9 protein-coding genes are annotated in these 12,221 nt (G+C 66.7%); 1 reads left to right on the top strand and 8 read right to left on the bottom strand.

The window, feature by feature from the left end:
• From dnaE to proS, 5 genes are all read right to left on the bottom strand, one after another.
• On the bottom strand, positions 1–3,495 hold the full coding sequence (gene dnaE / locus IEY14_RS01885) for a DNA polymerase III subunit alpha (protein WP_188906523.1): 3,495 nt from the start codon (positions 3,493–3,495) through the stop codon (positions 1–3).
• Between the two features lie 296 nt (positions 3,496–3,791).
• A complete protein-coding gene (locus IEY14_RS01880) occupies positions 3,792–5,417 on the bottom strand; it encodes a Na+/H+ antiporter (RefSeq protein ID WP_188906522.1) in 1,626 nt (541 codons plus the stop codon).
• Between the two features lie 15 nt (positions 5,418–5,432).
• Positions 5,433–6,128, bottom strand: a complete 696-nt coding sequence (locus IEY14_RS01875; protein WP_188906521.1) for an ABC transporter ATP-binding protein — start codon at positions 6,126–6,128, stop codon at positions 5,433–5,435.
• Entirely contained in the window at positions 6,125–7,351 is a 1,227-nt protein-coding gene (locus tag IEY14_RS01870) for a lipoprotein-releasing ABC transporter permease subunit (protein ID WP_188907345.1), read from the bottom strand. Before IEY14_RS01870 ends, IEY14_RS01875 begins: the two co-directional genes overlap by 4 nt.
• Before the next feature lie 71 nt (positions 7,352–7,422).
• On the bottom strand, positions 7,423–8,745 hold the full coding sequence (proS, locus tag IEY14_RS01865) for a proline--tRNA ligase (RefSeq protein ID WP_188906520.1): 1,323 nt from the start codon (positions 8,743–8,745) through the stop codon (positions 7,423–7,425).
• 33 nt (positions 8,746–8,778) lie between these two features.
• Here proS and IEY14_RS01860 point away from each other — a divergent pair, with 33 nt between their 5' ends.
• Positions 8,779–8,982 carry a hypothetical protein gene (locus IEY14_RS01860; RefSeq protein WP_188906519.1) on the top strand — a complete coding sequence of 68 codons (204 nt, stop codon included), beginning with the start codon at positions 8,779–8,781 and terminating at the stop codon, positions 8,980–8,982.
• Positions 8,983–9,284: 302 nt separating this feature from the next.
• Here the strand turns inward: IEY14_RS01860 and IEY14_RS01855 are convergent, their stop codons facing one another.
• The 3 genes from IEY14_RS01855 to IEY14_RS01845 form a co-directional block, all read right to left on the bottom strand.
• A complete protein-coding gene (locus tag IEY14_RS01855) occupies positions 9,285–9,554 on the bottom strand; it encodes a DUF1467 family protein (RefSeq protein ID WP_188906518.1) in 270 nt (89 codons plus the stop codon).
• 113 nt (positions 9,555–9,667) lie between these two features.
• Complete coding sequence (locus IEY14_RS01850) at positions 9,668–11,341, bottom strand: ribonuclease J (RefSeq protein WP_188906517.1); 1,674 nt, start codon at positions 11,339–11,341, stop codon at positions 9,668–9,670.
• On the bottom strand, positions 11,341–12,186 hold the full coding sequence (locus IEY14_RS01845; protein ID WP_188906516.1) for a biotin--[acetyl-CoA-carboxylase] ligase: 846 nt from the start codon (positions 12,184–12,186) through the stop codon (positions 11,341–11,343). The genes IEY14_RS01850 and IEY14_RS01845 overlap by 1 nt, the downstream gene beginning before the upstream one ends.
• Between the last annotated feature and the right edge of the window lie 35 nt (positions 12,187–12,221).

The following is a 12,221-nucleotide window of genomic DNA, read 5'->3' as shown; positions in this document are numbered from 1 at the left end:
TCAGGCGAGTTCCACCTCGATCACGCCGGAGGTCGCGCGGATCGTGCCGGCCATCTGCGGCGAGACGCGATATTTGCCCGGCAGCGCGATCTCGATCTCGCGCTCGCCGCTCTCGCGGATCAGCACCAGCGAGACCTCGGCGTCGCCCCCGGCCTGAAGCTCCTTGCGGAAGGCGTCGAAGGGCCGCGCCTCCTTCATGAAGACGCGCAGCGACTTCTGCGTCCGCACCGCCTCGTCCTCCAGCGACTGGACGCTTTGGGCCCGCATGGAGATGCCCTCCGGTCGCTCCTCCGCCGAGACGATGAGGATCACTGAGGCGCCGGGCTCCAGCATGTCGCGATATTGCGTGAGCGTCTCGGAAAACAGCACGACCTCGTATTGCCCGCTCGGATCGGACAGGATGACGATGCCGAGCTTGCCGCCCGTGCGGGTACGCCGCTCCTGGCGGGACACGACGGTGCCGGCGACGCGGCCGGCGCTCGCGCCGCGGCGCACCGCCGCGACGACATCGGCATAGGTCTGCACATGCAGGCGCTTCAGCGTGTCGGCATATTCGTCGAGCGGATGGGCCGAGAGGTAGAAGCCGATCGCCTGGAACTCGCGCATCAGCCGCTCGGACGACGTCCATTTCTTCGATTCGGCCAGATGCAGGGTCTCCAGCTCGCCCTTGCTCCCGCCTCCGCCGAACATGTCGTCCTGGCCCGACGCCCGGCCCTCGCTGCGCCAGGCGGCATAGCCGCTGAGCCGGTCGATATTGGCGACGAGCAGCGCGCGGTCGCGGCCGAAGCAGTCGAGCGCGCCGGCGGCGATGAGATTCTCCAGCGTGCGCTTGTTGACGATCTTCGGATCGATCTTGGCGCAGAAGTCCTCCAGCGAGCGGAAGCCGTCCCTGCCGCGCATCTCGACGATATGTTCCACCGCCTGCTCGCCGACGCCCTTGATGGCGGCGAGCGAATAGAAGATGCGGTTCTCCTCCACCTCGAAGACCTTGTGCGAGGTCTGGACGGAGGGCGCGACGATCTCGATGCCGAGCCGCACCGCGTCGCGTCGGAATTCGTTGAGCTTTTCCGTATTGCCGACGTCGAGCGTCATCGAGGCGGCGAGGAACTCGGTCGGATAGTTCGCCTTCAGATAGGCCGTCTGGTAGGTGACCAGCGCATAGGCGGCGGCGTGGCTCTTGTTGAAGCCGTAATCGGCGAATTTCGCCAGGAGGTCGAAGATCGTGTTGGCCTGGGCCTTGTCCAGCCCGTTCTTCACCGCGCCGTCGACGAAGCGGACGCGCTGCGTGTCCATCTCGGCGCGGATCTTCTTGCCCATGGCGCGGCGCAGGAGATCGGCTTCGCCGAGCGAATAGCCGGACAGGACCTGGGCGATCTGCATCACCTGTTCCTGATAGATGATGACGCCCTGCGTCTCCTTCAGGATGTGCTCGATCTTCGGATGGAGGAAGTCCGGCTCCTCCTCCTTGTGCTTGCGGGCATTGTAGGTCGGGATGTTCTCCATCGGCCCCGGCCGGTAGAGGGCGACGAGGGCGATGATATCCTCCAGCTGGTCGGGCCGCATGCCGATCAGCGCCTTGCGCATGCCGGCCGATTCCACCTGGAACACGCCGACCGTCTCGCCGCGCGTCAGCATGTCGAAGGTCGGCTTGTCCTCCAAAGGCAGCTTGCCGAGATCGATGTCGACGCCGCGCCGCGCGATCAGCGCGACGGCGGTCTGGAGCACGGTCAGCGTCTTAAGGCCAAGGAAGTCGAACTTCACCAGCCCCGCCTGTTCCACCCATTTCATGTTGAACTGGGTGACCGGCATGTCGGAGCGCGGATCGCGATACATCGGCACCAGCCGATGCAGCGGCCGGTCGCCGATGACGATGCCGGCCGCGTGAGTCGAGGCGTGGCGGTAGAGGCCTTCGAGCTTCAGCGCGATCGACAGGAGACGGCCGACGATCTCCTCCTTCTCGCGCGCCTCCTGCAGGCGCGGCTCGCCCTCGATCGCCTGGGCGAGCGTGACCGGATTGGCGGGGTTCGCCGGCACCATCTTGCAGAGCTTGTCGACCTGCCCGTAGGACATTTCGAGGACGCGCCCGACATCGCGCAGGCAGGCGCGCGCCTGCAGCGTTCCGAAGGTGATGATCTGCCCGACCTGGCTGCGCCCGTATTTCTCCTGGACGTAGCGGATCACCTCGCCGCGCCGCTCCTGGCAGAAGTCGATGTCGAAATCCGGCATCGAGACGCGGTCGGGATTGAGGAAGCGCTCGAAGAGCAGCGAGAAGCGCAAGGGGTCGAGATCGGTGATCGTCAGCGACCAGGCGACGAGCGAGCCGGCGCCCGAGCCGCGCCCCGGCCCGACCGGAATGCCGTGCGCCTTCGCCCATTTGATGAAGTCCGCCACGATCAGGAAGTAGCCGGGGAACTTCATGCGCTCGATGATGCCGAGCTCGTATTCCAGCCGGTCGCGATAATCCTGCTCGGTCTGGCCGGGCGCCGTGCCATGGGCGGCGAGCCGGGCTTCCAGCCCCTCCACCGCCTGGCGCCGCATCTCGGCCGCCTCCGCCCGCTCCGCCTCCAGCGCGTCGGCATCCGCGCCGGCGAAGCGCGGCAGGATCGGCTTGCGCGTCCGCACCCGGTAGGAACAGCGGCGGGCGACCTCGATCGTGTTTTCCAGGGCCTCCGGCAGATCGGCAAAGAGCTTCGCCATCTCGTCCTGCGACTTCAGGCAATGATCGGCGGTCAGCCGCCGCCGGTCCTCCTGGCTCACCAGCTTATTGCTGGCGACGGCGATCAACGCGTCATGCGCGTCGAAATCGTCCGGACAGGTGAAGAAGGGCTCGTTGGTCGCGACGATCGGCAGGCCGAGCGCATAGGCGAGTTCCAGCGTCTCGGATTCGATCCGGCGGCTATGGGACTTCTGGCGCTGCAATTCGACATAGAGCCGGTCGCCGAAGAGTTCGGCGAGGCGCTCCAGGCGCCGCCGCGCGATCGCTCCCCGCCCCGCCTGGATGGCGGTGCCGATCGGCCCAAGCGGACCGCCGGACAGGACGACGATTCCCTCGGCATGGTTCGTCAGCCAGTCGAAGAGCACATGGGGGCGGCTGTTGTTCTCATGCTGGAGATAGGCCATCGAGACGATCTCGACGAGATTCTCGTAGCCCCTCTCCGTCGCCGCGATGAAGACCAGCGGCGGGAAGCCGACGAGCGGCGATCGGTCGCGTCCCGGCCCGCCATCGGCCTCCGCATCGCCGAAATCGACTTCGAGCTGGCAACCGATGATCGGCTGAATGCCGGATTTCGCCGCCTTTTCCGAGAATTCAAGCGCGCCGAAGAGATTGTTCGTGTCGGCGATGCCGATGGCGGGCGCGCCGTCGGCCTTTGCATGCTTGATGATCTGATCGATCCGCAGCGCCCCTTCGAGAAGGGAAAAGGCGCTGTGGCAACGCAGGTGAACGAAACGCAGCCCCTTCGCCGCCTTCGCCGTCGGCTCCGTGCTCTCGGCCATCGCGTCCTCGTCGGCATGCCCTTACAAAGGTGCCAGTTTTCGCTCGCGGGCTTGGTCCTGTCGAGTCCGCCCCTCCCTTGCCCACAGGTTTCGGGACAGCCGCGGGCTTTGCCTCAGACGACCGAGAGAAGCAGGCCGAAGCTCATCAGGAACATCGCCACCGCCGCGAGGGACGCCACATCCTTCAGGATCATCGCCATGTTCGTTCTCCCTTTGTTCGTTCTTGTTTTGTCCCTTTCGCGAGCGCGAGTCAAGGCGAAGGCCGGGAGGCCTTCGGCATGGTTAAGTCTTTCTGTTCAATCCTCGCGCAGCCGTGCTTCGAGGAGATCGACCTGGCGCACGAGCCGGCGCACGACGCCGTCATCCACCTGCCGACGCCGCAGCAGCGTGAAGAGCGAACGTCGCTCGGCTTCGAGGCCGGCCAGCTGCAGCTCGCGCGCCGCGCGCCGTATGTGCCTCGCCCGTGCCACCGTCGCGTCGTCGGTGCCGGCTCCGCCCTCGCGCCGCTCGTAGCGGTGCAGCGCGCGGGCGGCGGCTTCGGCGAGGAGTTCGGCGTCGCCGCCATCCTTCAGCAACAGGTCGTGCTTGGCCTCGATCGCCTGGCGCGCCGCCGCGCCGCTCGCCTCGAAGGCTAGGCGTTCGTCGTCGTCGGCCTCCGCCTCGAGGCGCAGATGCGACAGGATCGGCGGCAGGAGGACGGTCGCGATGAGGAGGGTCGAGAGGATGACGCTCATGGCGAGAACGATCGCCAGATTGCGGGCCGGAAAGGGCGAGCCGTCGGCCAGTACGACCGGCAGGGTGAGGATGCCGGCCAGAGTCACCGTGCCCTTGACGCCGGCCAGCGTCGTCGCGAGCACGAGCTGCGGGGAAACCGTGCGCGCCTCCATCTTCATGAAGCGCAGCCGGATGCGCACGACATGGACCGTCGCCCACACCCAGAGGAAGCGCAGGAGGACGAGAACGAGGTTGATCGCCACGACATAGAGGACGAGCGTCAACGCTCCGCTGCCATCCGCGCCGATCGTCGCCGTCGCGTCCTGGACGATACGCGGCAGCTGCTCGCCGAGAATGACGAAGATCGCGCCATTGGCGGCGAGCTCCACCGTGTCCCAGACGGCGGTGCGGCGCATGCGGGTCAGGGCCTGCGCCCGGCCGCCGGCTTCCACGAAGCTCATCGCGACCCCGCCCGCCGCGACCGCGAGGATGCCGGAGCCGCCGATCGCCTCGGCGAGGAGATAGACGCCGAAGGGAATGAGGAGGCTGAGCAGCGTCAGCGTACCGCCATCCTCGCCGATATGGGCGGTGAGGACACGCTGGAGCTGCGTGACGGCGAAGGTGCCGAGAACGCCGACGGCGATGCCGCCGACCGCCAGCCAGACGAAGCTCGCCGCCGCCTCGCTCAACGAGAAGCTGCCCGTCGTCGCCGCCAGGATGGCGAAGCGCAGGCAGACGAGGCCCGACGCATCGTTGAAGAGCGATTCGCCTTCGAGGATGTGCATGAGGCGCCGGGGAATCGGCGCGCTCGAGGCGACGGAGGCGACGGCCACCGGATCGGTCGGCGACAGCACCGCCGCGAGGGCGAAGGCGACGGCGAGCGGCATCGCCGGGATCATCCAATGGATGAAATAGCCCATGCCGACGACGGTGAAGATGACGAGGCCGATCGCCAGCGCGACGATCAGCCGTCCGTCGCGGAAGAGGTCGCGCTTCGGGATGCGCCACCCGTCGATGAAGAGCAGCGGCGGCAGGAGGACGAGGAAGAAGATCTCGGGCTCCAGTTCGACGCTCGGCAACGGTCCGAGCGCGAAGAGGACGCCGAGGCCAATCTGAACGAGCGGCAGCGGGCAGCGAGTCAGCCGCGCCAGCGAGCGGGACAGCGTGACGGCGAGCAGCAGCGCGAGAACGAGGGCGACCGTCTGCATGCCGAACGCGATCCCCTATTCGATGGAATAGGGAACGACCCGCCCCCCTTCGAGGGTGATAACGCGATCCATGCGCGCGGCAAGCTCGTGATTATGCGTCGCGATCAGCGCCGCGACGCCCGACTGGCGCACCAGCGCGGTCAAGGCGTCGAAGACGTAATGCGAGGTCTTCGGATCGAGATTGCCCGTCGGTTCGTCGGCGAGAAGCACGTAAGGGTTGTTGGCGACGGCCCGGGCGATGGCGACGCGCTGCTGCTCGCCGCCCGACAGTTCGGCCGGGCGATGCGTCGCCCGCTTGCCGATGCGCATATAGTCGAGCAGCTGCCGCGCCCGGTCGGCCGCTTCCTTGCGATGCAGGCCGCCGATCATCTGCGGCAGCATGATGTTCTCCAGCGCCGAGAATTCCGGCAGGAGATGGTGGAACTGGTAGACGAAGCCGATCGACTGGCGCCGCATCTCGGTGCGCCGGGCATCGTCCAGCGAGCCGCAGGCGAGGCCGTTGACATAGACCTCGCCGGCATCCGGCCGCTCCAGCAAGCCGGCGATGTGCAGGAGGGTGGACTTGCCGGTGCCGGAGGGCGCGACGAGCGCCACCATCTCGCCGGCCTCGATGGCGAAATCGACGCCGGTCAGGACGTCGAGCCGGGTTTCGCCTTCGCCGAAATGGCGCTGGATGCCCTGAAGACGCAGGGACTTGGACGCATCGGTCATTCGTATCGGAGCGCCTCGACCGGATCGAGCTTGGAGGCCTTCCAGGACGGAAGGATGGTGGCGAGCAGCGACAGGCCGAGCGCCATGGCGATGACGCTGACGACCTCGCCGGAATCGATCTCCGCCGGCAGCTTCGACAGGAAGTAGAATTGCGGGTTGAAGAGCACGGTGCCGGACAGCCAGGAGAAGAACTGCCGGATCTCCTCGATGTTCAGGCAGAAGAGGACGCCGAGGACGAGACCCGCCAGCGTGCCGGCGACGCCGATCGAGGCCCCGGTGATGAGAAAGACCCGCATGACCGAGCCGCGCGTCGCCCCCATGGTGCGCAGGATGGCGATGTCGCGCCCCTTGTCCTTCACCAGCATGAAGAGGCCGGAGATGATGTTCAGCGCCGCGACGAGGATGATCAGCGTCAGGATGATGAACATGACGTTCCGCTCGACCTGAAGCGCCGAGAAGAAGGCCTGGTTGTCGGTCTGCCAGGTGGAAGTGTAGTTCGGCCGCCCGGCGGCCGCCTCGACGGGCGTCTGGAGATCGGCGACGCGGTCCGGCTTGTCGGTGAAGATCTCGATCGAGCCGACCCTGCCCTCTTGGTTGAAGAAGAGCTGCGCCTCGGAGAGCGGCATGTAGACATAGGCCGCGTCGAAATCCGAGAGGCCGATCTCGAAGATGGCGGTGACGGGATAGGACTTCACGCGTGGCACGGTGCCGAGCGGCGTCGAATCGCCTTCCGGCGCGATGAGCGTGATCTTGTCGCCGAGCTGCAGGCCGAGCGCCTGGGCGAGCCGCGTGCCGATCGCCACGCCGCCGCTCTGATCGAAATCCTCGATCGTGCCGATCTTGATGTTCGAGGCGACGGGGGTGAGCTTGGCGAGATCGGCGCCGCGCACGCCCTTGACCAGCGAGAAGGACTTCACGTCCGTCGCGCCGGTGACGAGCACCTGACCCTCGACCACGGGCATGGCGAAGGTCACGCCCGGCACCTTCTCCACCCGCTCCGTCACCTCCGCATAGTCGGTGAAGGGCGTGTCGATGTCGCGCATCACGACATGGCCGTTGACGCCGAGAATGCGCACCTGCAACTCGGCGCGGAAGCCGTTCATCACCGACATGACGATGATGAGCGCGGCGACGCCGAGCATGATGCCGACGAAGGAGAAGCCGGCGATCACCGACACGCCGGCATCGCGCCGGCGCGAGCGCAGATAGCGTGCAGCGATCATCCACTCGAAGCGCGAGAAGGGTTTCGTCTTCGCCCGCGCCCCGACGACCGCCGCCTCCAGCGTCGCGCTGCTCACGCGGTGAGGCGCCCGACGAGGCCGGAAAGCGGCACGGTCTCGCGCTCGCCCGTCGCGCGGATCTTCACCTCCGCCTCGCCGGCCTTCGCGCCGCGCGGGCCGATGATGACCTGGACCGGGAGGCCGATGAGATCCATCGTCGCGAACTTGGCCCCGGCCCGGCTGTCCTCGTCGTCGAGCAGCACGTCGAGCCCCGCCGCGCCGAGCTCGCGATAGAGCTGGTCGCAGGCCGCGTCGCATTCGGCATCGCCCGGCTTCATGTTGACGATGCCGACATCGAAGGGCGCGACCGACTTCGGCCAAATGATGCCGGCCTCGTCATGGCTCGCCTCGATGATCGCCGCGATGAGACGGCTCGGACCGATGCCGTAGGAGCCCATATGGACCGGCACGTCCTTGCCGTCCGGCCCCGTCACCACCGCGCCCATCGGAGCGGAATATTTGGTGCCGAAATAGAAGATATGGCCGACCTCGATGCCGCGCGCGGCGAGCTTCTCGCCTTCCGGCACCGTGCCCCAGGCGGCCTCGTCGTGCATCTCCTCCGTCGCCGCATAGGGCGTCGTCCAGGTCGTCACGATCTCGGCGAGCTTCTGCGGATCGCGGAAATCGACATCCTCGGACGGGACCTTCAGGTCGAGATAGTCGCGATGGCAGAAGACGGCGCTTTCGCCGGTCGAGGCGAGGATGATGAATTCGTGGCTGAGATCGCCGCCGATTGGCCCGGTATCGGCGCGCATCGGGATCGCCTGCAACCCGCAGCGCGTGAAGGTGCGCAGATAGGCGACGAACATCCGGTTATAGGCGTTGCGCGCCGCTTCCTGATCGAGATCGAAGGAATAGGCGTCCTTCATCAGGAACTCGCGCGAGCGCATCACGCCGAAGCGCGGCCGCACCTCGTCGCGGAACTTCCACTGGATATGATAGAGGTTGAGCGGCAGGTCCTTGTAGGAGCGGACATAGGAGCGGAAGATGTCCGTCACCATCTCCTCGTTGGTCGGGCCGTAGAGCAGTTCGCGCTCGTGACGGTCCTCGATGCGCAGCATCTCCTTGCCATAGTCGTCGTAGCGGCCGCTTTCCCGCCAGAGATCGGCCGACTGGATCGTCGGCATCATGATCTCCAGCGCGCCGGAGCGGTCCTGCTCCTCCCGCACGATCCGGCAGACCTTGTCGAGAACGCGCTTGCCGAGCGGCAGCCAGGAATAGATGCCGGCGGCCTGCTGGCGGATCATGCCGGCCCGCAGCATCAGCCGATGCGAGACGATCTCCGCCTCCTTCGGGGTCTCCTTGAGGATGGGAAGGAAGTATTGCGACAGACGCATCGGGGCTTCGGCTTTCGGGCTCACAACAACCGCATGGACGCGATCTACGACGGCAGGATGGCGCGGAAATGGACAGCCCGCCGGCAGGGTCGCGCCGGATGGAACCTCTTAACGGCCCCGCGCTCCGTTGGAAAGCCGATGGCGGTTTTGCCCAAAGCGCTTGCACCTTTTGCCGAATTTTTCACCTTCTCCATCGCGAATCGTCACAAAGTTGAGAAACGACGTGACAAGCGGTAACGGAGCGACTAGCGTTTGTGAGCATAAAACGACGTTTCCAAGACGTCGGCAGCCGGTCTAAGCTTGGGAGGGCGAGGTTTTCGGCGCGGCGTTCCGCCGCTGCCCCGGACAAACGATCTGGCGTGAAACCCGGACCGGAAGATTTCATGCAAGGCTTCGGCCTTGCATTTTTTTGTGCGCTGCAGCGGCGTGTTAGCGTCTGGCCTCCAAGACGCCTGCTTTCACGGGGGTCGCCGAAGCCCGGAGCGTTTTTCGCCGTCGCCTGAACCACACCGGGAATTCGGCCCAGAAACGGGCCGGTATCAGAGCCTGTCGGGGATGAAGTTCGGAAAGCTGTCGATCCCGATGCCGAGCACTTCCGTCACGAAGTAATAGGCTGCGAAGACCAGCGTCGAGACGACCGTCGTCCAGAACGCCTTGCGCCAGAAGCTGAAATTCACCGGGGCGCCATGCTCGGTGCCAAGGATCATCTCGCCTTCGTCGCGCTGCGAGCGGATACCGATCGGCAGGATCGCGAAGAGCGCCGTCCACCAGATGATGAAGTAGATCGCGAGCGCGTTGATCCAGCCCATTCTATCCTGCCGCTCCGCCGCGAAGCGGTAGATCGCAAAGCCGCGATCTCCCGCATCCGGATGGGACGAGACCTATCCGACGAAAGTGAGACGGCCGAGACGCGGTCCCGCCGTCAGGCCCGCGTGACGAAGACGGTGATCAGCGGCTTCTTGCCCCAGACCTCGTTCGCCGCCGCCCGGGCCGCCCGCCGCGCCGCTTCGCGCACCAGTTCCAGGTCCTTGCGCCGCTGGCGGGGAATGCTCTCGATCGCCTCCGCCACGGCGTCGATCAGAATCTCCTCCATCTCCTCGCCCTCTTCGTCCGCCTTCGGCAGGCCGAGGCAGACGACGTCGGGATCGTCGCGGAGTTCCAGATTGGCGGTGAGTTCGACCAAGATGCAGACATGGCCGACGAAGGACAGGCGCCGACGCTCGGCGATGCCCATCTCCTCTTCGCCGCCGATCAGCAGCCCGTCCTTGTAGATGCGGCCGAACGGCACCTCGTCGATGATCTCGGCCGCGCCGGGCGCGAGACGCAGCATGCGCCCATCCCGCACCTTCGCCACCTGCGACACTCCGAGCGACTCGGCAAGTTCGGCATGCGCCGCCAGATGCGCCGCCTCGCCATGCACCGGCACGGCGATCGTCGGGCGCACCCATTCGTACATCTGCCGCAGTTCGGCGCGGCGCGGATGGCCGGAGACATGCACGAGCGCATCGCGGTCCTCGAGCACTTCGATGCCGCGCTCGATCAGCCGGTTCTGGATGTCGATGATGCCGCGCTCGTTGCCCGGGATGGTGCGGGACGAAAAGATCACCAGATCGCCCTTGGACAGCGCGATCTGCGGATGGTCGTCGCGGGCGATGCGGGCAAGCGCCGCGCGCGGCTCGCCCTGGCTGCCCGTCATCAGGATCACCGCCTTCTCGCGCGGGATATAGCCGAACTCGCTTTCCGCGACGAAGGGCGGCAGGCCCTCCAGATAGCCGACCTCCTGCGCCACATCGACCACCCGCTTCATCGAGCGTCCCATCAGCAGCGTCTGGCGCCCCGCCTCCGCCGCCGCCTGCGCAACGGCCCGGATGCGCCCGACATTGGACGAGAAGGTGGTGACGGCGACGCGGCCGGGCGCCTTCTCGATGATCTCCTTCAGCGAGGCGCCGACCTCCGACTCGCTCGGCGAAATGCCCTCGCGCATCGCATTGGTCGAATCGCAGATCAGCGCCAGCACGCCCTCGCGGCCGATCTCGCGCAGGCGCGTCTCGTCCGTCGGACGGCCGAGCGCCGGATGCGCGTCAATCTTCCAATCGCCCGTGTGCAGAACCGTGCCGAGCGGGGTGCGGATGGCGAGCGCCACCGGTTCGGGGATCGAATGGGTGACGTTCACCGCTTCGATATCGAAGGCGCCGAGCGAGAACCGGTCGCCCGCCCGGAACACGGTGACCGGAATCTTCGGCGCGCCCGGCTCGCCCTCGCGCTTGGCTTGTAGCATGCCCGCCGTGAAGGGCGTCGCATGGACCGGCACCTGGAGGCGCGGCCAGAGGCTGAGGAGCGCGCCGTAATGGTCCTCGTGCGCGTGGGTGATGACGATGCCGCGCAGCCGGTCGCGCTGCGCCTCGATGAACGAGATGTTCGGCAGTACGAGCTCCACGCCGGGAAATTCCGGCCCCGCGAAGGACACGCCGCAATCGACGATGATCCATTCACGGTCCTGCGCCGGGCCGAAGCCGTAGAGCGCGAGGTTCATTCCGATTTCGCCGACGCCGCCGAGCGGCAGGAACACGAGTTCCGGTTCAGTCCTATTCGCCATCAATCCCCTGCTCGCGGGCTGGCGCCCGCCGATGCGACCGCGCCGAAATGGACGTCCCCGGCCGCGATGCTTGTTGTGTTTCCGTCCGCCAAGCGAATGACGAAACGGCAGTCCTCATCGATCGTCTCGAACATACCGCGCAGAACCGCGCCGTCGACGCGCACCGCGACCTCGGCGCCGATTCCGGCCGCGCGAGCTAGCCATTTCTGGCGGATATCGCGAAGGCCGCGACCATCCGCCCAGAGCCGGATATTCTCCATCCAGGCATCCGACAACGCCAGGAACAGCATCGCCGCATCGACCTTTGCCCCGAGGGCCCGCAGCGAGGTGGCCGGATAGGGCAGATCGTCCGGGTGATGCGCGACGTTCACGCCGATGCCGATCGCCAGCGCATAGGCGCCCGAGGCCAGAACGACCGACTCCAATAGAATGCCCGACAGCTTGGCGCCATCGGCCAGGACGTCGTTCGGCCATTTGAGAGCGAAGCGTCCGCCGCCCGCCACCGAACCGCCGTCGAGGCCGATCGCAATCCGCTTCTCGTCCGGCATGACGGCATTCAAGGCATCGGACAGCGAGAGGCCCGCGACGAAGCCGAGTGTCGCCGCCTCGCGCAGCGGCACATCCGGGCGGATCAGCAGCGTCGCGGCGAGATTGCCGGGCTCCGTCGCCCAGGCTCGACCACGCCGACCGCGTCCGGCCTGCTGGTGCGGCGAGACGATCCAGAGCGGACCCGCCTCGCCTTTCGCGGCGCGTTCCAGCGCCAGAGCGTTGGTCGAGCCGATCGTCTCATGCGTTTCGAGCCGATAGCCGGCGAGCGCGGCGCCAGGCGCCAGAGCGAAGCGCATGCGTCAAAGCGCTCCGGCGGCGGCGTGAAATACGC

It is taken from the genome of Aureimonas endophytica, from assembly GCF_014642635.1.
In the GTDB taxonomy this organism is placed as follows: domain Bacteria; phylum Pseudomonadota; class Alphaproteobacteria; order Rhizobiales; family Rhizobiaceae; genus Plantimonas; species Plantimonas endophytica.
Note: the sequence above shows the minus strand (reverse complement) of the source record. Positions and strands in the feature narration are given on the sequence as shown.